Below are 20,355 nucleotides of genomic sequence, written 5' to 3' on the forward strand. Positions count from 1 at the left end.
CGGCGCCCCCGGCCCGTACGGTCGGTCGTACGGGCCGGGGGCGCCGAGCATGGGGAGCCGGTCTCGGAGAGCCGGCTCAGGCGAGCCGACCCGGGTGGGACCGACTCGGGTGAGCCGGACTCAGATGAGGCCGAGCTCGCGCACCGCGTCGCGCTCCTCGGCGAGCTCCGCCACGGAGGCGTCGATGCGGCCGCGGGAGAAGTCGTTGATCTCCAGGCCCTGGACGATCTCGTACTTTCCGTCGGTGCAGGTGACGGGGAAGGAGGAGATGAGGCCCTCGGGGACGCCGTAGGAGCCGTCCGACGGGATGCCCATGGAGGTCCAGTCGCCGGCGGCGGTGCCGTTGACCCAGGTGTGGACGTGGTCGATGGCGGCGTTCGCGGCGGAGGCGGCGGAGGACGCGCCACGGGCCTCGATGATCGCGGCGCCGCGCTTGGCGACGGTCGGGATGAAGGTCTCGGCCAGCCACGTCTCGTCGTTGACGACCTCGGCGGCGTTCTTGCCGGCGATCTCCGCGTGGAAGATGTCGGGGTACTGGGTCGCCGAGTGGTTGCCCCAGATGGTGAGGCGCTTGATCTCCTCGACGGAGGCACCGGTCTTGGCGGCCAGCTGCGACAGCGCGCGGTTGTGGTCGAGGCGGGTCATCGCGGTGAAGCGCTCGGCCGGCACGTCCGGGGCGGCGGCCTGGGCGATCAGGGCGTTGGTGTTGGCCGGGTTGCCGACGACGAGGACCTTGATGTCGTCCGCGGCGTGGTCGTTGATCGCCTTGCCCTGCGGCTTGAAGATGCCACCGTTGGCGGCGAGCAGGTCACCGCGCTCCATGCCCTTGGTGCGGGGGCGGGCGCCGACGAGCAGCGCGACGTTGGCACCCTCGAAGCCCTGGTTCGGGTCGTCGAAGATGTCGATGCCCTTGAGCAGCGGGAACGCGCAGTCGTCGAGCTCCATGGCGGTGCCCTCGGCGGCCTTCACGCCCTGCGGGATCTCGAGGAGGCGCAGCTTGACCGGCACGTCCGCGCCGAGCAGGTGGCCGGAGGCGATGCGGAAGAGCAGCGCGTAGCCGATCTGGCCGGCCGCGCCGGTCACGGTGACATTCACGGGAGTGCGGGTCATGGCGATCTCCGTAAGACAGCTGGCGGTGGGGGTCCCTGCCCCGGGTTCTGGACGTCCCTTCGTGATCGACGATCGACGATCGATCACTTGCTCGATCGGTGTCTCGACGTGAAGAGATTTCCAGCGGTCAGGCTATCCGACCCGGGGCCCCGCGAACCCCCACACCCTTGTGGTCCGGCTCACTGCCACCCGTCCGAGGCCGTGGGGCAGGTCAGTTCGGGGTGCAGCCCGCGCGCCCGCTGTCCGAGCCCGTGGGGGCGGTCAGTTCGCGGTGCAGCCCGCGCGCCCGTCCGCGAGCGTCCCGCAGGCCCGCGCGTCGGCGCCCGAACCGACGGCGACCATCGGGGTGTACGCGTCGGTGTCCACCACCGCCGTGTCGGCGCCCTCGGCGACGGTGGCGCTCCGCTCGGCGCCCCCGGCCTCGACGGTCACGGTGTCGCCGGGGGCGGCGCCGGTGATCCGGGCCCAGGCCGCCGCGCACGTGTCGCTGTGGCGGACCTCGACCAGGGCGGCGCCCACGCGCGCGCGTGCGACGGTGACGGCGAGTTCCCCGCCGCAGCCCATGGCCTCCGGGTCCTTGCCGGTGCAGTCGGCTCCCACGCACCGCACCCCCGCGGGGAGGGTGGCGGGCCGGGTGACGGGAGGGGCGGTCGTCGTGGGCGCGGGGGCGGCGCGCTCGTCGTCGCCGTCGGAGCCGCCCAGATCGACGAGGAGCAGCGCGGCGGTGACGACGAGCAGGGCCCCGACGATCCCGGCGGCGTAGAGCAGGACGACCCCCCGCCGGGAGCGGGCGCCGGGCGCGGCGACGGGGGCCGCGGGCGCGGCCTCAGGCGTGGGGGGCGCGTCGGAGTCCGGGGCGGGGGTGCGGGGGCCGGCATCGGCGGAGTCCAGGTCGAGGCGCCGGATCTGCATGGTGTGGTCGCCCCAGACCCGGTCCGCGCGCTCCCAGTGGGCCGCGAGGTCCGCCGGGTCGGTTCCGGTCACGTCGGCGAGCGCCGCGACAGCGCCGCGGGGCGCGGGCAGACGCGCGTTCAGATAGGAGTCCCAGGCGGCGCGTTCGTGGCCGGTGCGCTCGGCGACGGCCGTGACGCCGAGGCCGCTGCGGTCGATCACACGGCGGAGCCGTTCCGTGAACGCGCGCACCTCCGGGTCGAGTTCGTCCGGCAGCGCCTTCCAGCCAGGCATGTGCGGTCCCCCTTGTCCCGTGCTCCCTCGACTTCCGAAGGATGGCAGGTCCGGGGGCGGCGCGCGCCCCGGATGCGGAGCCGAAGTAGCGGAATGGTCACTTCCGTGCCACAGCGAGCCGACGGGCCTTGAACGACCTTGGCACGTACATGACCCTTGATCGCAGCGGCGCCCGCCCTCCCACGGGGGAGAGGGCGGGCGCCGCGTCTCGCACGATCCGGTCTAGGTGACCGTGAGATGGAGGATGTCCTCCAGGAACGGGATCCTGAGCCAGGGGCTGGGCTGCACCATGAGCGCGAGCAGCACGATCAGGCCACCCATCACTCCGTACGTGATCATGTCCGTGAAGCGGGACCGCACGGCCAGCATGCCCACGGACGGCAGCACCCGGCGCATCGCGGCCCCCACGAGGAGCGCGGCCCCAATCAGGATCGCCCCGATCCTGAAGGCCTGCGGGAACGGGTCCGTCCCCACCACGAGCAGCCCGAGTCCGGCGAGGCCGAGCACGGTGAGCAGCGGCCACTGGCGGGCGGGCGCCGGAGCGTCACCGGGGGCCGCCCGGCCGCCGCCCTCGGGCCGCGCGGTCCCGGTCGTGACGGTGGGCGGCCGCCGCCGCGGACCACCGGCGGAGCCGGCGGAGGACACGGCGGAGCCGTTGGCGGACACGGCAGCGGCGGCACCGGCGGCGGACGCGCCGCCGGCGGTCTCCGCCGGGTCCGACGCGGCCGCCCCGTCCGGGTTCCCGGGTGTCCCCGGGGTCCCGGAGGTCACCTCAGAGCGCCGCGGCCGCGCGCTCGGCGGCCTCGACGACGTTGACGAGGAGCTGCGCGCGGGTCATCGGTCCCACCCCGCCGGGGTTCGGGGAGATCCAGCCGGCCACCTCGGCCACGCCGGGGTGCACGTCGCCGAGGATCTGGCCCTCGGCGTTGCGGGAGACGCCGACGTCGAGGACGGCCGCGCCCGGCTTCACGTCCTCGGGCTTGATCAGGTGCGGCACACCGGCGGCGGCGACGATGATGTCGGCGTTCCGCAGGTGCGCGGAGAGGTCGCGGGTGCCGGTGTGGCACTGGGTCACGGTCGCGTTCTCGGAGCGGCGGGTCAGCAGCAGCGGCATCGAGCGCCCGATGGTGACCCCGCGTCCGACCACCACGACCTCGGCGCCGTTGATCTCCACACCGTGCGCGCGCAGCAGCGTGATGACGCCGTTCGGCGTGCAGGGCAGCGGGGCGGGCTCGTTGAGGACGAGCCGGCCGAGGTTGGTGGGGTGCAGTCCGTCCGCGTCCTTGGCCGGGTCCATCAGCTCCAGGATGCGGTTCTCGTCGATGCCCTTGGGCAGCGGGAGCTGGACGATGTACCCCGTGCAGTCCGGGTCCTCGTTGAGCTCGCGTACGACCGCCTCGATCTCCTCCTGGGTCGCGGTGGCGGGCAGCGTGCGCTGGATCGAGGCGAGGCCGACCTGCGCGCAGTCCCGGTGCTTCCCCGCCACGTACTTCTGGCTCGCCGGGTCGTCGCCGACCAGGACGGTGCCGAGTCCGGGTGTGACGCCCTTCTCCTTGAGGGCCGCCACACGGACGGTCAGATCGGACTTGATCGCGGCTGCGGTGGCCTTGCCATCGAGAATCTGGGCGCTCATGGAGACATCCTCCCGGATGACCCCCGCCTTGTTCCAATTCGCTCGTGGAGAGGGGCCGGCGGTGCGGAACGACAGGTTGCACTTGCACAACTCCGAGGCGTATCGACTGGACAAGAAGTCGACGTTGCGACCACGATGATCGGCGAAGTACCGCGGAAAGTGCCGGGGGGAATCCGCTCACATCCCGTGAAGAGTCCTCCGCGCGGGCCGCGTCGTCCCCGCACAGAGAAATTTCACGGAGGAAACCCGCGATGAGCTTCGGTGACCCGAACAACCCCTACGGCCAGCCGCAGGGTCAGGGCCAGGGCCAGCAGCCCGGTTACGGCTACCCGCAGCAGGCCCCCCAGGGCGTGCCGCCGCAGCAGGGCGGGTACGGCTACCCGGCGGCCCCGCCGGTCTCCCCGTACGGGGGCGGCGGCTACCCGGGCGCCGTCATGGAGATGCCGGGCGGGGTGAAGGCCGCGCGCGTGATGATGTGGATCCTCGGCGCCTTCAACGTCCTCGGCGGCCTCGTCGTGATCGGCATGTCCTTCGCGATCGACGGCGAGCTGGAGAAGTCGGGCGCCTCGTCCGCCGACGCCGCGGCCTTCGCCGACCTCGGCCAGGGCATCCTGATCGGCGTCGGCATCTTCTCGCTGATCATCGGCGCCGTCGGCATGGTGCTGGCCGCCAAGTTCCGCTCCGGCGGCAGCGGCGTCCGGATCGGCACCATCGTCTACGCGTCGCTGACCGTGCTGTTCAGCATCTTCTCGCTGCCCCTCGGCATCGTGAGCCTCGTCCTCGGCATCCTGGTCATCGTCTTCCTGGCGAAGTCGGACGGCGCGGCCTGGTTCAACCGCAACAAGCAGCAGTACTGAGCCCGAACGGCGAGGGGCCTGGTTCCGTACGGAACCAGGCCCCTCGTCGTTGCCGCGTCTCACACCTTCTTGAGGACCGCGAACCCGTCCGAGCGGTACGTGATCTCGTACCGCGCGTCCGGATGCAGTTGCGAAGCCAGCTGCACCGGGTCCGACACCTGCTGCGACCAGCCCCGCAGGTCGTAGGCGAGATAGTCCGGGTCCGTCCCCTTCGCCGTGCCCACCCAGTAGACCCGGTGGTCCGCCGTGAGGTGCGCGAGGAGCGAGACGTCCGCCTCCACGCTCGCGCCCTCCGGCACCGCCGCCACCGCAGCCCGCGCCTGCTCGGTCCGGGTGTCCGTCCGGTACGTCTCCGACTTCATGAGCTCCCGCAGCGGCAGGTTCGCGGCGAGGACGAGCGCGACGGCCGTCGCGACCGGGACGACGACCTTCCCGTACGAGACGAGCCACGCGCGCGGGGAGGTGCGCACCGAGCGGACGCCGTCCACCAGGGCCAGGAAGACCACCGGCATCAGGATCGCGCTGTAGTGCCAGTGCATGCCCCAGTGGTTGGCGTCCTGGGACAGGAAGCGCCAGCCGAGCGTGGGCAGGACGAGCAGGACCAGCGGGGAGCGCAGGGCGAGGAAGCCGGTGATCGCCAGCAGGAAGACGACCATCTCCCAGCGCTCGCCGGAGGTGAGGGCGTCGCCGACGACCTGCCCGAAGGAGGTCTCGGCGCCCTCACCGGTCTTCTCGATCTTGGACCAGTAGTCGTACTGGCCGACCCGGCTCGCCGCCGGGATCAGGACCAGGACCGTCAGGGCGAAGGCGGCCGCGCCGAAGCCGGCCAGGGCCACGCCGAGCCGCTTCTGCCCCTTGACGAAGAGGACGGCGCCGACCATGGAGACGGTCAGCCCCATGTCCTCCTTGACGAGGACGAGCGGGGCGGACCAGGCGACGGCCGCGGTCCAGCGCCCGAGGATCAGGGCGCGGCAGGTCAGGGCGAGCAGCGGGACGGCGAAGGCGATCTCGTGGAAGTCGGACTTGACCGCCTCCTGGATTCCCCAGGAGAGCCCGTACGCGACGGCGAGTCCGATGCCGGCGGCCCGGCTGCCGAGGACCTGCTGGGCGGTACGGCCGACGACGACGGCGCCGGAGGCGAACAGCGCGGCCTGGGCGAAGAGCAGGGCGACCGGCGAGGGCCAGATCCAGTAGAGCGGCGCGAGCAGCGCGGTGACGGGGCTGAAGTGGTCCCCGAGTATGTGGAAGCCGGGGCCCTTGATGTCGACGACGGGGGCGCGGAGCTCGGCGTACGCCCGGACGGACTGCCCGAAGATCCCGAGGTCCCAGGACGGGGTGCGGAAGTGGGTGTACTGGACCCAGGAGTAGAGGAAGTACAGACCGCACAGGACGGCCGCGAGGATCAGGTACGGCCGGAGCGGGGCGGGCGGGAGGCCGTCGGGCGCCTCGGTGCCGGCGGCGCCCGGAGAGCCGGTGACGGCCTCCTCGGCGGACCTGTTCTGTACGTCCAACACCACGCCCCCACTACCAGTGGTCGACAAAAGAGCAACCCATTAGACCAGAGTCCACCCCAACGGCGGATCTGTCGCCGCGAGCATCCCGGGCGGGAACGGGGCGGCCCCGCCGGTACCCGGAAGGTGCCGGCGGGGCCGCCCCGCTGTCCGTACGGCTCAGTGGAAGAAGTGGCGCGTCCCCGTGAAGTACATCGTCACGCCGGCCTTCTTCGCGGCCTCCACGACCAGCTCGTCCCGCATCGAGCCACCGGGCTGCACGACCGCCTTCACGCCGGCCGCGGTGAGGATCTCCAGGCCGTCGGGGAAGGGGAAGAAGGCGTCCGACGCGGCGTAGGCGCCGGCCGCCCGCTCCTCGCCCGCGCGCTCGACCGCGAGCTTCGCGGAGTCGACGCGGTTGACCTGACCCATGCCGACGCCGACCGAGGCGCCGTCCTTGGAGAGGAGGATCGCGTTGGACTTGACCGCGCGGCAGGCCTTCCAGGCGAAGGCGAGCTCGGCGAGCTCCTCGGCGGACAGGGCCTCGCCGGTCGCCAGGGTCCAGTTCGCCGGGTCGTCGCCCTCGGCCTGGAGACGGTCGGTGACCTGGAGGAGCGCGCCGCCGTCGATCGGCTTGACCTCGACCGGGTTGGCCGGGGCGCCCTCGGCGCGCAGGACGCGGATGTTCTTCTTCTTGGCGAGGATCTCGACCGCGCCGTCCTCGTAGCCGGGGGCGACGATGACCTCGGTGAAGATCTCCGCGACCTGCTCGGCCAGCTCGACCGACACCGGGCGGTTGACGGCGATGACGCCGCCGAACGCGGACAGCGGGTCGCAGGCGTGCGCCTTGCGGTGGGCCTCGGCGACGTCGGCGCCGATCGCGATGCCGCACGGGTTGGCGTGCTTGATGATCGCGACGCAGGGCTCGGTGTGGTCGTACGCGGCCCGGCGCGCGGCGTCGGTGTCCGTGTAGTTGTTGTACGACATCTCCTTGCCGTGCAGCTGCTCGGCCTCGGCGAGGCCGCCCGTGCCGTCGACGTACAGCGCGGCGCCCTGGTGCGGGTTCTCCCCGTAGCGCAGGACGTTGTTCCGCTCGTACGTGGCGCCCAGGAAGTCGGGGAAGCCCGACTCGTCGGCGGCGGCGTAGTCGGCGGCGAACCAGGAGGCGACGGCCACGTCGTACGCGGCGGTGTGCTGGAAGGCCTCGGCGGCGAGCCGCTTGCGGGCGGTCAGGTCGAAGCCGCCCGCCTGGACGGCGGCGAGCACGTCGGCGTACCGGCCGGGGCTGGTCACGATGGCCACGGACGGGTGGTTCTTGGCCGCGGCGCGGACCATCGACGGGCCGCCGATGTCGATCTGCTCGACGCACTCGTCGGGAGTGGCGCCGGAGGCGACGGTCTCCTTGAACGGGTAGAGGTTCACGACGACCAGGTCGAAGGGCTCCACGCCGAGCTCGGCGAGCTGCTCGCGGTGCGACTCCAGGCGCAGGTCGGCGAGGATGCCGGCGTGCACGCGCGGGTGCAGCGTCTTGACGCGGCCGTCCAGGCACTCGGGGAAGCCGGTCAGCTCCTCGACCTTGGTGACCGGCACCCCGGCGGCGGCGATCTTCCCGGCGGTGGAGCCGGTGGAGACGAGCTCGACACCGGCCTCGTGCAGGCCGCGGGCCAGCTCTTCGAGCCCCGTCTTGTCGTAGACGCTGACCAGCGCGCGGCGGATGGGCTTAACGGTGTCCGTGTTCACCGACATGAACCTTTCGTCCCTCAATGCGGTAGCCGTGCCGGGCGAGACGCCCCACGACGTCGACGAGCAGCGAGCGCTCGACTTCCTTGATGCGCTCGTGCAGAGCGGCTTCATCGTCCGTCTCCCGCACCTCGACCACGCCCTGGGCGATGATCGGGCCGGTGTCGACACCGTCGTCGACGAAGTGGACGGTGCACCCGGTGACCTTCGCGCCGTAGGCGAGGGCGTCACGCACCCCGTGGGCACCGGGAAAACTGGGCAGCAGGGCCGGGTGGGTGTTGACGACCCGGCCGCCGAAGCGGGCGAGGAACTCCTTGCCGACGATCTTCATGAAGCCGGCCGAGACGACGAGATCCGGCTCGTACGCGGCGGTGGCCTCGGCCAGCGCCCGGTCCCATTCCTCGCGGGTGGCGTGGTCCTTGACGCGGCAGACGAAGGTGGGCAGACCGGCGCGCTGGGCGCGCTCCAGCCCGGCGATGCCGTCGCGGTCCGCGCCGACGGCGACGATCTCCGCGCCGTACCCCTCGGGGTCCGCGGCGATGCCGTCGAGGAGGGCCTGCAGATTGGTACCGGAACCGGAGACCAGGACGACGAGGCGGGCGGCAGCCACTGGGTCACTCTTTCCGTGGTGTTTGTGCGGTCGTACGAACGAATCGTGCCGCTCGATACGGGGAACCCTACGAATGGCTCGACCGTCAGCAACGATACCGGCACACCGGGCGGCCCCCACGGGACGGGGGCGGAGCAGGGCGGTAGCGTCAGGGTCCGACGGCCGGACGATCAGCCGACGACCAGCAGACAGCGGCAGACGAGACAGCAGCGGAGACCACGGGTGCGGCCGTGGTCCTGACGACAGAGGGAAGACGTTCAGCAGATGCCGGAACGCCAGTCCACGGACGACAACAACCCGTTCGCACCGCCGCCCGAGGGCCGGCCGGATCAGCCGTGGCAGCCGCGGCGGCCGGAGGGCTCGGACGACGAAGCGTCCGGGGCCCCGGACTCGCCGGGGCCGTCCGACGGGCGCTGGAGCCCGCGCCAGCCGGGCCGCTCAGACGACGGCTTCGGCCGGGGTCCGGAGCGCCAGGGAGGCCAGGGCGGCCCGGAGGGCGGCCCCGGTCAGAGCGGCCGCCAGGGGCCCCGCTGGGACCCGACGGACCCGGCGCAGCGGCGCGCGCGGTACGCGATCCTCGCGGGCATGTGGGCCTTCTTCTTCGCCATCTTCGAGATCCCGGAACTGGCGCTGCTCCTCGGCGCCCTGGGTCTCTACTGGGCGATCAGCTCGCTGCTGACCAAGCCCAAGCCGGCGGCGGAGCTGTCGCCGACATCACAGCAGACGCCCGCGCCGGCGTCTCAGCCCTCGGGACGACCGTCGGGTCAGGGCGCCACGGCGGCCCCGCTCCGCTCGATGCGCACGGCCGCGATCAGCGGCCTGGTCGCGGCGAGCGTCGCCCTGATGATCGTCGCGGTCGGCTTCACCATGCAGCTCGTCTACAGCGACTTCTACGAGTGCCGCGACGACGCCCTCACCCACGCGGGCCAACTGGCCTGCAACGACCTCCTCCCGAAGCCGCTCCGCGCGGGGTTCGGCGTCAGGGAGTAGCCCCTGTTCGGTGGAGTCAGGCCCCCGCCCCAGGCGGGGGCCTATCTGCTGTCCGGGGGCGGGGTGGACTCCCAGGCGGCCGGGAGGTAGTCGTACGGCTCGAAGGCGGAGTCGCCGTACGGGTCGTCGTCGAGCCCCAGGTCGGAGGCGGACCGGGCGTCGGGGGCGGAGGCGGGCCGGGCGGCCGGCGGCGACGCGGGCCAGAAGGCCCCGGGCTGCGCCCCTGCGGGGGTCGACGGGTCGGGAGCGGCCGGCGGTACGGAGCCGAGGCCGTGGCCGGGGGGCGGACCGCCGACCGGGGTGGGGCCTCCGTCGGGCGTCTGGCCCCGGCCGGAGGGTGACGCCGCGGCGCGGCCCAGGCGGAGCAGGCCGGTGAGGCGCCCGAGCCTGGAGGTGAAGCGGGTGCCCGCCGCGGCCTGTGCTTCCGGACCGGTCGGCGGCGTCGGCACCGGAAGCGGCTTCGGGCGGAGGGAGCGGCGGCCCCACGCCCGTACGCCCAGGGCCACCGGTACGCCCAGGCAGGCACCCCACAGGACCGTCGCCGCGCCCGTCTGCCACCACACCGGGCCGAACGCGGAGAGCCGGCCGCTGCCGAGCGGACCGCCCGCCGCGGCCGTGAGGACCGCGACCGCCGCCCCGCAGCCCCAGGCCGCGCCCAGCGCCGTCAGCGCCGTGTCCCGGGCCGCCCACATCCGTGCCGGACGGCCCACCCGGTGGCCCTGGACCAGGGCGGCGGCCAGCGGGGCCGCCGCGGCCGCCCAGTGGATCCAGGTCCCCCGCCCCTCGCCGGGCAGCGCGGCCAGGAGCGGGAAGGGCGGCACGGCGGGATCCCCGGCGAGGCCCAGCGGGGTCGCGAGCGCGCCCGTACCGAGGGTGAAGCCCGGCCCGAGGCCGTACGCGGCCCCCCACACGGCCATGTTCGGCAGCAGCGCCAGGACGAGCAGCAGGACCGCCGCCCGCCCCGACCACTCCCCCGCGAGGCCCGTGTACGCGGCCTGCGCCTCGCCGGCGTGCCAGGCGAGCGACACCGCCGCGGCCGCCGCGCCGCCGCCGAGCAGCGTCACGAGCCCCAGCCCCGCCGCACGCAGGGCGGCGGCCGCCTGGCGCTGCCCGGGCAGCGGGCGGCCCAGCGCCGTCCATACGCCCGCCCCGGCCGCGCCGACGACGACGGCGGGCAGCCAGAACCCGGCGGTGAGCAGGTCGGCGGGCAGCGGGCCGCTCGCGCTGTAGACCACGACCACGGCCGCGACCAGCAGATAGCCGCCCGCCACGGCGGCGACGGCAGCGCCCGCGGAGGGGCGCGGCCGGTCGTCGTCATCGCCCGGATCGAGGGTGTCGCGGGCCGCCCGGTGGAGGAGCCAGACGGGCAGGGCGGTCAGGAGCAGCGGGACGATGCCGAGGGGTGCGGGCAGGCCGGACAGGGTGTCCGTACGGACCAGGTCCACGCCGTGGGCGAGCAGCCAGAGCCCGGCGGCCAGGTGGAGGGCGCCGCCGGGACCGCTGTCGGGGTACGGGGAGCTGATCCACGCGGCGACCACCAGGACCGCGAGGGCGCCGAGGCCGAGCCCGGCGGCGACCCCGCCCCGGACACAGGCGGCGGCGAGCGCGGCGGAACGCCCGCCCTGGACCAGGGGCTGCTCGATCACGTGGGTCACGGAGCCATGCTGCCAACGACACGCGCTTTCGCCACGTAACAGGCAAACCTCCGTTGTGTCGCTCAAGATACGTTTATGTACTTTTCCGCCCACAGCAGCTCTGCGGGAGGTAGACGCCGATGAGCCGGAGCACCGCGCATTCCGCATCCTCCGTCACCCTGCCGACCCCGAAGGAGCGGCGCAGGTTGCGTGAGGCCCTCGCCCTGAGCGAGGAGCAGGTCGCCGAGGCCATGGGCGTCACGAAGGCCACGGTCAAGTCGTGGGAGACCGGGCGCTCGGCGCCACGGGGCCGCAAGCGCGAGGCGTACGCGAAGCTGCTCGGCTCGTGCGAGCCGATCGGCGCGCCCACCTCGCCGGAGTCCCCGGCCGGGAGCGACTCCCCGGAACACCGGCCACAGACCCGAACGGCCCAGTCCCGGCCCGGGACCGGGGACCAGGCCGAGATCCAGGCCGAGACCGAGCCTCCGTCGCAGGATCAGGAGCAGGCGGAGGCACAGGAGCAAGCGGAGGCGCGGGCGGAGGCGCGGGCTCCTGCCCCCGCCCCGGCCCCGACCCCCGCCCCGGGCAGGTCGTCGCCCTCCAGGCCCGCCGACATGCGCCCCCAGGCCGCCGCCAGGCGCGCCGCCAAGCCGCCGAAGGGCCCGCGCAAGGGGATGACGAAGCCGCAGGAGCGGCTGAAACCGATGGCGGCGGAGGCCCCGGAGGCCGCTCCGGAGCCCGCCGTGCCGGGTCTCACCCCGGAGGAGGCGTTCGACGAGCTCTACGCGCACGCCGCACCCGCGCTCGTCCACCAGGCGTACCTGCTGACCGGCCGCCGGGGGCTCTCCCGCGAGGCCGTCGAGTACGCCTTCCACCGCGCCTGGGAGCGCTGGCCCGAGGTCGCCGTCGACGCCGACCCGGTGGGCTGGGTGCGGGCGGCGTCGTACGAGTACGCCCTCTCCCCCTGGCACCGGCTGCGCCGCGCGCACAAACACCCGGACGCCCCGCCGGCTGAGGCGCACCGCAGGGCGCTGCTGGCCGCGCTCCTCGAACTGCCGCCGTCGTACCGCCGTACCGTCCTGCTCTACGAAGGGCTCGGCCTCGACCTGCCCGATACGGCGGCCGAGACCGAGGCGAGCACCCCCGCCGCCGCCAACCGGCTGCTGCACGCCCGTACCGTCCTCGCGCGGCGCATCCCCGAGCTCGCCGAGCCCGAGACGCTGCACCGGCAGCTCGGCGCGCTGGTCGCGGAGGAGCCGACGGCCACCCTCCCGGCGGCCCGATCGGTCCGGGCCGGCAGCGAACGCCGGAGCCGCACCTGGACCCGCGCGGTGATCGGTGCGACGGCGGTCCTCATCGCGGTCACCGGCTTCGCGGCGGTCACGGCCCCGACCCGGTACATCCCGGTGAACGCCCCCGGCGAGACCGTCAACGGCGTCCCGGTGCGCGGTGGCCCCCAGCAGCTCCGCCCGGAGGACCTGGAACTCCGCGAGCGGCTCCGCGCCGAGCCGAACCCGGGCCCCGAGCGGCTGGTCCCGACGGCCGAGTAGGCGCCGCCGTCCACGCATGCGAGAGGGCCCCGCCCTCCGTCCGGGTGACCGGTCGGGGGCGGGGCCCTCTCGTGTGGCTACCGCTGGAGTCAGCCCGCCAGGATGGCGCGCGCCAGCTTGGCCGTCTCGGTCGGCGTCTTGCCGACCTTGACGCCCGCGGCCTCCAGGGCCTCCTTCTTCGCCTGGGCGGTGCCGGAGGAGCCGGAGACGATGGCGCCGGCGTGGCCCATGGTCTTGCCCTCGGGCGCGGTGAAGCCCGCGACGTAACCGACGACCGGCTTGGTGACGTTGGCCTTGATGAAGTCGGCCGCACGCTCCTCGGCGTCGCCGCCGATCTCACCGATCATGACGATCAGGTCGGTGTCCGGGTCGGCCTCGAAGGCCGCCAGGGCGTCGATGTGCGTGGTGCCGATGACCGGGTCGCCACCGATGCCGACGGCGGACGAGAAGCCGATGTCACGGAGCTCGTACATCATCTGGTACGTCAGCGTGCCGGACTTCGAGACCAGGCCGATGCGGCCCGGCTTCGTGATGTCGCCCGGGATGATGCCGGCGTTGGACTGGCCAGGGGTGATGAGACCGGGGCAGTTCGGGCCGATGAGACGGGTCTTGTTGCCCTTCTCCACCGCGTACGCGTAGAACGCGGCGGAGTCGTGCACGGCGATGCCCTCGGTGATGACGACGGCGAGGGGGATCTCGGCGTCGATCGCCTCGACGACGGCGGCCTTCGCGAAGGCCGGCGGCACGAAGAGGACCGAGACGTTGGCGCCGGTCTCCTTCATCGCCTCGGCGACGGAGCCGAAGACCGGGATCTCGGTGCCGTCGAAGTCGACGGTCGTGCCGGCCTTGCGCGGGTTCACGCCGCCGACGATGTTGGTGCCGTCACCCAGCATGAGCTTGGTGTGCTTCATGCCCGTGGCACCGGTCATGCCCTGGACGATGACCTTGCTGTCCTTGTTGAGGAAGATAGCCATGGCTCTGGTTCCCTCGTCCCTTACTTCGCAGCCGCGAGCTCGGCGGCCTTGTCGGCCGCTCCGTCCATGGTGTCCACGCGCTGCACCAGCGGGTGGTTGGCGTCCGACAGGATCTTGCGACCCAGCTCCGCGTTGTTGCCGTCGAGGCGCACGACCAGCGGCTTGGTGACCTCTTCGCCCTTGGAGGCGAGGAGCTCCAGGGCCTGGACGATGCCGTTGGCGACCTCGTCACAGGCGGTGATGCCACCGAAGACGTTGACGAACACGGACTTGACGTCCGGGTCGCCCAGGATGATCTCCAGGCCGTTCGCCATGACCTCGGCGGAGGCGCCGCCGCCGATGTCGAGGAAGTTGGCCGGCTTCACGCCGCCGTGGTTCTCACCGGCGTACGCGACGACGTCCAGGGTCGACATGACCAGACCGGCACCGTTACCGATGATGCCGACCTCGCCCTCGAGCTTGACGTAGTTGAGGCCCTTGGCCTTGGCGGCAGCCTCGAGCGGGTTGGCTGCGGCCTTGTCCTCGAGCGCCTCGTGCTCGGGCTGACGGAAGTCGGCGTTCTCGTCGAGAGACACCTTGCCGTCCAGGGCCAGGATGTCGCCGGAGGCGACCTTGGCCAGCGGGTTGACCTCGACGAGGAGCGCGTCCTCGGCGACGAAGGTCTTCCACAGGGTCACGAGGACCTCGGCGACCTTCTCGGCCACCTCGGCCGGGAACTGCGCCAGGGCCACGATCTCGCGGGCCTTCTCGATGTCGACACCGGTGTTGGAGTCGACGGGCACCTTCGCGAGCTTCTCGGGGGTCGTCGCGGCGACCTCCTCGATGTCCATGCCACCGGCGACGGACGCCATGGCGAGGAAGGTGCGGTTGGTGCGGTCGAGGAGGTACGAGACGTAGTACTCCTCGAGGATCTCCGGAGCGGTCTCCGCGATCATCACCTTGTGGACCGTGTGGCCCTTGATGTCCATCCCGAGGATGTCCGTCGCGCGGGCGACGGCCTCGTCCGGGGTCGCGGCCAGCTTCACGCCGCCGGCCTTGCCGCGGCCACCGACCTTCACCTGCGCCTTGACGACCGACTTGCCGCCAAGACGCTCGGTGGCCTCGCGCGCCGCCTCAGGCGTGTCGATGACTTCACCGGCCAGCACCGGTACACCGTGCTTGGCGAAGAGGTCCCTCGCCTGGTACTCGAACAGGTCCACGCGCGTCCGTCCCTTTTCTGATGATCGCGGTTCGTTGTCTGCGTGGGCGTGCCGCGGAGGGCAACGTGACTGCATCTGTCACAAGGGAGGCGTACACGGTGTCCGTGGACGCGGCATGTCCGTCTCGCAGGTTATCGCCGTGGGACGTGGGTCCCTAAATCGCAGGTCACTACTGAGCGGTGATACGGGTCACAGATCGTAGGGGCAGAGGGGCCGTCCGTAGGGGAAGCGCGGTGGGGACGTGCGGCGCTCGCGGCAGGCGGGGCTTGGCGTTTCGGCACCTCACGACGCGCCGGGAGTACGGGTGAGGGGCGGTCCGGCGACGGTGTGATATGAGCCTCAGTCGGCCCGCGGCACCCGCTCGGACGGCTCCGCGACGACGGATTCCGCACCGGAACGACCCGTCGCGTCCGGTCGGGGTGGTCGGGCCGGCGGGGGCGGTTGTGGCCGGTCGGGCCGGCGGGCGCGGTTGTGGCCGGTTGGGGCGGTTGTGGCCGGTCGGGCCGGCAGGGCCGGGCGGGGCCGTCAGTCGGCGGGTATCGGCAGGGGGCGCTTCTCCAGGGCCGCCGCCATGACCTCGGGGAAGAGGTCGGGGGTGCAGGCGAAGGCCGGGACGCCGAGGGCGGCGAGTGCCGCCGCGTGGTCGCGGTCGTAGGCCGGGGCGCCCTCGTCGGAGAGGGCGAGCAGCGCGACGAACTGGACGCCCGAGGCCTTCATCGCCGCCACCCGCTTCAGCATCTCGTCGCGGATGCCTCCCTCGTACAGGTCGCTGATGAGGACGAGGACGGTGTCGGCAGGGCGGGTGATCTTCGACTGACAGTGGGCGAGGGCTCGGTTGATGTCGGTGCCGCCGCCGAGCCGGGTGCCGAAGAGGACGTCGACGGGGTCGTCGATCCGGTCGGTCAGGTCCACGACGGCGGTGTCGAAGACGACGAGCCGGGTGGCGATCGACCGCATGGAGGCGAGCACCGCGCCGAAGACGGAGGCGTGGACGACGGAGGCGGCCATGGAACCGGACTGGTCGACGCAGAGCACGACCTCCTTCCGTATCCCCCGGGAGGCGCGCCCGTGGCCGATGAGCCGCTCGGGGACGACCGTGCCGTGCTCGGGCAGGTAGTGCTTGAGGTTGGCGCGGATCGTGCGGTCCCAGTCGATGTCCCGGTGCCGGGGCCGGCTGATCCGTGCGGACCGGTCGAGCGCGCCGGTGAGGGTCGCGCGGGTGCGGCCGGCGAGGCGCTTCTCCAGGTCGTCGACGACCTTGCGCACGACGGCCCGCGCGGTCTCCCTGGTCGTCTCGGGCATGGCCTTGTGGAGGGAGAGCAGGGTGCCGACCAGATGCACGTCCGCCTCGACGGCGTCCAGCATCTCCGGCTCCAGGAGGAGGGTCGCGAGGCCGAGGCGGTCGATCGCGTCGCGCTGCATGACCTGGACGACGGAGCTGGGGAAGTACGTGCGGATGTCGCCGAGCCAGCGGACGACGGAGGGTGCCGAGGCGCCGAGTCCGGCCGAGCGGTCCCGTCCGGCGCGGTCCCGTCCGGCGCGGTCGGGCTGCCGCGTACGCCCGTAGAGCGCGGTGAGGGCTCCGTCCATGGCGGCGTCCGTGCCGGTGAGCGCGCGGCCGGTGCCGTCGGCGTCCCCGCCGCCCAGGACGAGCCGCCAGCGGCGGGTCCGCTCGTCGTCCGCCGGGGTCGGCCGGTTCACGTGGGTGCTCATGCCATGACCTCCGTGCCGAGGACGAGGTGGAGGAGGGGGAGGACGGCGTCCGCCCGGTCCGGGTCGGGGGTGGGGGCGAAGCCGGGGACGCCGGGTGCGGTGTGTCCGGGGCCGCCGGTGCCGGGGCCCCGGGCGACCAGTTCGCCGAGGGTGCGGCGCACGGCCGGCTCGTAGTCGGAGAAGGTGCGGCGGAGCAGCGGCAGGACGTCGGTGAACGCGTCGGCCGGTACGCCGGTGAGCCAGGTGTCGACCAGGCCGAGGAGCCGCTCGTCGTGGACGAGGAGCAGTCCGCCGCCGGAGGCTCCGCCGACGAAGCCGTCGATCCAGGCGGCGGCGTCGGGCGGCGGGGTGCCGGGTGAGAGGGCGCGGCTCATGAGCCGGGCGGCCTCGGTGTCGGGGATCCTTCCCTCGTCGAGGAGGAGCCGGGCGGCGCGGCCCCTGAGGATGCCCGGGATCCGGTCGCGGTCGGCGAGGCGGCGCAGGACGCCGGCCCAGCGCTCGGTCGTCCCGTCCGCGTCCGGCAGCAGGGCGACGGCCTGGTGGATCTCGTCGATCCGCTCGCGCATGGCGGTGGCCGCGTCGGTGTCGAGGCCGGCGCAGGCGGGCGGGAGGCCGACGCAGATCCGTTCCGCGAGGCCGGCGGCGACCTCCACGAGGGCCGCCGTGTCGGTGCCCCGGACGTCGCCGTAGCGCAGGGAGCGGGCCAGGGCCGGGAGGGCCTGGGCGAGGTGGGTGACGTCGGTGTCGAGCGCGGCCCGGTCGGCGAGCGCCCGCATCACGACGGGGAGCGCGTCGGTGAGTCCGGCGAGCAGGCACTGCTCGGCGAGGCCGGTGATGTCGGAGAGGGCGGTCGCCGCGAGGGCCCGGGAGCGGGCTCTGGCGGTGGCGGCGGCCTCGACGGTGGTGCCCCAGACGCCTGCTTCGGCGACCCGGACGTGCAGCTCGGGCTCCCAGCGCAGCCGCCACGTCTCCCGGAAGGTGCCGGTGCCCGCGCGTGCGGCGGCCGGTTCGCCCCAGTGGACGTGGAGGAGGCGCAGCCGGTGCAGCAGCCGGCTGCGGTCGCCGTCCGTCTCCTTGCGGAGGTCGAGGTCGAGCTCGCGCTCGGTGGCCTCGGGCTTGAGGCGCAGGGTGCGCTGGCGGCGGGTCAGGTCGCGTTGCAGGGGGACGGCGGGGGCGGCGGCCGGGACCTCGCCGAGGAGGTCGCCGACGACGAGGCGGTCCCTGACCAGGTCGAGCGGGACGTCCGAGCCCTCGCAGAGGACGGCGCGGACGGCGTCGGTCGTCTCGTCGAGGCCGGGCCGTGGCCGGCCGCGCAGGGCGGCCAGGGTGTCGGCGAGGCGGACGGCCTCGATGACGTGGGCCGGGGAGACGAGGTGGTCCTCGGCCCGGAGGAGCCCGGCGACCTTGGTCATCCAGCGCTCGACGGGCCGGTCGGGGGCGGTGAAGAGGTGTCCGTACCAGCCGGGCGACTCGATCCCGGCTCCGTATCCCGAGCGGCGGGCGAGCCTGCGGTGGGTCCAGGGGACCCAGGTCATCTCGGTCTTCACCTTGGGCAGGCCCTTGAGCAGGGCCCGGTCCGCGGTGACGGTCGTCCTCCGGGTGAGGGCGGGGACGTGCCAGGCGCCGCAGACGACGGCGACCGCGTCGCCGAACTCCTTGCGGGCGGCGCGGAGCTGGATCCGCATGTACGCCTCGCGGACGAGGTCGCGGGGGTGGCCGCCGTGTCCGTACGCCTCGCGCAGGGCTCCCATGGCCTCGGCGAGGGCTTCGAAGGGGGCGGTGGGGTCGCCGTCGGCGCGCAGTTCGACGGCGTCCTCCCACCAGCGCTCGGCGTCCTCGTACCCGGCCGCGGCGGCGAGTTCGGCCACCGGATCGATCCGCGGGTCGGGCTCGGAGACCTCGTCCTCGCTGTCGTCCCAGGTGGGGTCGGAGGCGGCGAGGGTGTGGGCGGCGGGCAGGTCGACGAAGCGGACGGCGGCGCCCCGGTCGAGGGCCCAGCGGATCGCGACCCACTCGGGCGAGAACTCGGCCATCGGCCAGAACACGGCCCGGCCGGGGTCGTCCACGGCGTGCGCGAGCAGTGCGACGGGTGGCCGCATGTCGGGGTCCGCGGCGAGGGCGACGAGGGCGTCGGCCTCGGCGGGGCCCTCGACGAGGACCACGTCCGGCCGGCCGGCCTCCAGGGCGGCTCGCACGCCACGCGCCGACCCGGGCCCGTGGTGCCGGACCCCGAGCAGGAGCGGCCCGCCGCCCCGGGCCGTGGCGGCGGGCGTCATACGCCCACCTCGCGGCAGGCGCGGTAGAAGTCCTTCCAGCCGTCTCTCTCCCTGACCACCGTCTCCAGGTACTCCTGCCAGACGACCCGGTCCGCCGCCGGGTCGCGGACGACCGCGCCGAGGACGCCGGCCGCGATGTCCGAGGGGCGCAGCACGCCGTCGCCGAAATGGGCGGCGAGGGCGAGGCCGCCGGTGACGACGGAGATGGCCTCGGCGGTGGAGAGCGTTCCCGAGGGGGACTTGACCCTGGTCCGGCCGTCGGTGGTGACCCCGTCGCGCAGTTCGCGGAAGACGGTGACGACCCGGCGGATCTCGTCGACGCCGTCGGGGACGGCCGGCAGTTCCAGGGAGCGGCCGAGCTGCTCGACGCGGCGGGCGACGATGTCGACCTCCGCCTCGGGGGTCGCGGGCAGGGGCAGGACCACCGTGTTGAAGCGGCGGCGGAGCGCGCTGGAGAGCTCGTTGACGCCGCGGTCGCGGTCGTTGGCCGTGGCGATCAGGTTGAAGCCGGGGACGGCCTGCACCTCCTGGCCCAGCTCGGGCACGGGGAGGGTCTTCTCGGACAGGATCGTGATGAGCGTGTCCTGGACGTCGGCGGGGATGCGGGTGAGCTCTTCGACGCGGGCGGTCATGCCCTGGGACATCGCCCGCATCACGGGGCTAGGCACGAGGGCGTCCCGGCTGGGGCCGTGGGCGAGGAGCCGGGCGTAGTTCCAGCCGTAGCGGACGGCCTCCTCGGGGGTGCCGGCGGTGCCCTGGACGAGGAGGGTGGAGTCGCCGCTGACGGCGGCGGCGAGGTGCTCGGAGACCCAGGTCTTGGCGGTGCCGGGCACGCCGAGGAGGAGCAGCGCCCGGTCGGTGGCGAGGGTGGTGACGGCGACTTCCACGATGCGGCGCGGTCCCACGTACTTGGGTGTGATCACCGTGCCGTCGGGGAGGGTGCCGCCGAGAAGGTAGGTGGCGACGGCCCACGGCGAGAGGCGCCAGCGGGCGGGGCGGGGCCGGTCGTCGGCGGCTGCGAGCGCGGCGAGTTCGTCGGCGAAGGCGTGCTCCGCGTGCGGCCGCAGGACCTCGGTCACGGCCTGCGGCTGCCCCGGCCCGGTGTCCGTCTCGACACCGGAACCGGGCTGCGCGATGGTTTCGGGCACGGGCATGGATCCCCCTCCAGATCGTTCGACCTGCTGTGTGATCCACCGTGCACCATGCCACTGACAATCAGGTGTCCGCGCTGGTCAGGGCATGGTTCGAAGGTGAGGGCCGGTCAGCTCGCCCTGGTGCCGCCGCAGATGACCGGTGCCCGGCTCGGCGCGGGGTCGGCGCGTATGCCCGGGGGCCGGCCCGTCGCGGGATCGGAGCGGGTGCCCGGGGGCCGGCTCCTCGCGAGGTGGGCGGAG

Annotated in this window: 16 protein-coding genes; 3 read left to right on the plus strand and 13 right to left on the minus strand. The window is 73.6% G+C overall.

The features are described 5' to 3' along the window. Window positions 1–120: 120 nt before the first annotated feature. From AMK29_RS08255 to AMK29_RS08270, 4 genes are all read right to left on the minus strand, one after another. Entirely contained in the window at window positions 121–1,110 is a 990-nt protein-coding gene (locus AMK29_RS08255; RefSeq protein ID WP_073809913.1) for a malate dehydrogenase, read from the minus strand. Between the two features lie 261 nt (window positions 1,111–1,371). Further along, on the minus strand, window positions 1,372–2,295 hold the full coding sequence (locus AMK29_RS08260; RefSeq protein WP_073809918.1) for a helix-turn-helix domain-containing protein: 924 nt from the start codon (window positions 2,293–2,295) through the stop codon (window positions 1,372–1,374). Window positions 2,296–2,517: 222 nt separating this feature from the next. Further along, window positions 2,518–3,066: a DUF3017 domain-containing protein gene (locus tag AMK29_RS08265; RefSeq protein ID WP_073809923.1), complete on the minus strand. Its 549-nt coding sequence runs from the start codon at window positions 3,064–3,066 to the stop codon at window positions 2,518–2,520. Between the two features lies 1 nt (window position 3,067). Then, window positions 3,068–3,928: a bifunctional methylenetetrahydrofolate dehydrogenase/methenyltetrahydrofolate cyclohydrolase gene (locus tag AMK29_RS08270; RefSeq protein ID WP_073809926.1), complete on the minus strand. Its 861-nt coding sequence runs from the start codon at window positions 3,926–3,928 to the stop codon at window positions 3,068–3,070. Window positions 3,929–4,179: 251 nt separating this feature from the next. Between AMK29_RS08270 and AMK29_RS08275 the strand changes: the two genes are divergently transcribed. After that, window positions 4,180–4,785: a hypothetical protein gene (locus tag AMK29_RS08275; RefSeq protein WP_073809930.1), complete on the plus strand. Its 606-nt coding sequence runs from the start codon at window positions 4,180–4,182 to the stop codon at window positions 4,783–4,785. A 59-nt stretch (window positions 4,786–4,844) separates the two neighbouring features. Here the strand turns inward: AMK29_RS08275 and AMK29_RS08280 are convergent, their stop codons facing one another. The 3 genes from AMK29_RS08280 to purN form a co-directional block, all read right to left on the minus strand. Beyond that, on the minus strand, window positions 4,845–6,299 hold the full coding sequence (locus tag AMK29_RS08280) for a DUF2079 domain-containing protein (protein WP_079196823.1): 1,455 nt from the start codon (window positions 6,297–6,299) through the stop codon (window positions 4,845–4,847). A gap of 156 nt (window positions 6,300–6,455) precedes the next feature. Continuing rightward, complete coding sequence (gene purH, locus AMK29_RS08285; protein WP_073809937.1) at window positions 6,456–8,021, minus strand: bifunctional phosphoribosylaminoimidazolecarboxamide formyltransferase/IMP cyclohydrolase; 1,566 nt, start codon at window positions 8,019–8,021, stop codon at window positions 6,456–6,458. After that, window positions 7,996–8,625 (minus strand): phosphoribosylglycinamide formyltransferase, encoded by a 630-nt coding sequence (gene purN, locus AMK29_RS08290; RefSeq protein ID WP_073809941.1) that lies wholly within the window; start codon window positions 8,623–8,625, stop codon window positions 7,996–7,998. The genes purH and purN overlap by 26 nt, the downstream gene beginning before the upstream one ends. Before the next feature lie 264 nt (window positions 8,626–8,889). Between purN and AMK29_RS08295 the strand changes: the two genes are divergently transcribed. Then, entirely contained in the window at window positions 8,890–9,615 is a 726-nt protein-coding gene (locus AMK29_RS08295; RefSeq protein ID WP_073809945.1) for a hypothetical protein, read from the plus strand. A gap of 41 nt (window positions 9,616–9,656) precedes the next feature. Here the strand turns inward: AMK29_RS08295 and AMK29_RS08300 are convergent, their stop codons facing one another. Next, a complete protein-coding gene (locus AMK29_RS08300) occupies window positions 9,657–11,270 on the minus strand; it encodes a cell division protein PerM (RefSeq protein ID WP_107422543.1) in 1,614 nt (537 codons plus the stop codon). Between the two features lie 119 nt (window positions 11,271–11,389). Between AMK29_RS08300 and AMK29_RS08305 the strand changes: the two genes are divergently transcribed. Next, window positions 11,390–12,799: a helix-turn-helix domain-containing protein gene (locus AMK29_RS08305; protein WP_073809949.1), complete on the plus strand. Its 1,410-nt coding sequence runs from the start codon at window positions 11,390–11,392 to the stop codon at window positions 12,797–12,799. A gap of 89 nt (window positions 12,800–12,888) precedes the next feature. On the opposite strand, the gene sucD is transcribed toward AMK29_RS08305, so the two are convergent. From sucD to AMK29_RS08330, 5 genes are all read right to left on the minus strand, one after another. Continuing rightward, window positions 12,889–13,773: a succinate--CoA ligase subunit alpha gene (sucD, locus tag AMK29_RS08310; RefSeq protein WP_073809952.1), complete on the minus strand. Its 885-nt coding sequence runs from the start codon at window positions 13,771–13,773 to the stop codon at window positions 12,889–12,891. A gap of 20 nt (window positions 13,774–13,793) precedes the next feature. Beyond that, window positions 13,794–14,972, minus strand: coding sequence for an ADP-forming succinate--CoA ligase subunit beta (gene sucC / locus AMK29_RS08315; RefSeq protein ID WP_073809956.1), 1,179 nt, complete (start codon window positions 14,970–14,972; stop codon window positions 13,794–13,796). Between the two features lie 525 nt (window positions 14,973–15,497). Further along, window positions 15,498–16,685, minus strand: coding sequence for a VWA domain-containing protein (locus tag AMK29_RS08320; RefSeq protein ID WP_073809959.1), 1,188 nt, complete (start codon window positions 16,683–16,685; stop codon window positions 15,498–15,500). Continuing rightward, a complete protein-coding gene (locus AMK29_RS08325) occupies window positions 16,682–18,961 on the minus strand; it encodes a DUF5682 family protein (protein ID WP_073809963.1) in 2,280 nt (759 codons plus the stop codon). The genes AMK29_RS08320 and AMK29_RS08325 overlap by 4 nt, the downstream gene beginning before the upstream one ends. After that, window positions 18,958–20,115 (minus strand): ATP-binding protein, encoded by a 1,158-nt coding sequence (locus AMK29_RS08330; RefSeq protein ID WP_073809968.1) that lies wholly within the window; start codon window positions 20,113–20,115, stop codon window positions 18,958–18,960. The genes AMK29_RS08325 and AMK29_RS08330 overlap by 4 nt, the downstream gene beginning before the upstream one ends. Between the last annotated feature and the right edge of the window lie 240 nt (window positions 20,116–20,355).

This window comes from Streptomyces sp. CB02261 (assembly GCF_001905665.1).
In the GTDB taxonomy this organism is placed as follows: Bacteria; Actinomycetota; Actinomycetes; order Streptomycetales; family Streptomycetaceae; genus Streptomyces.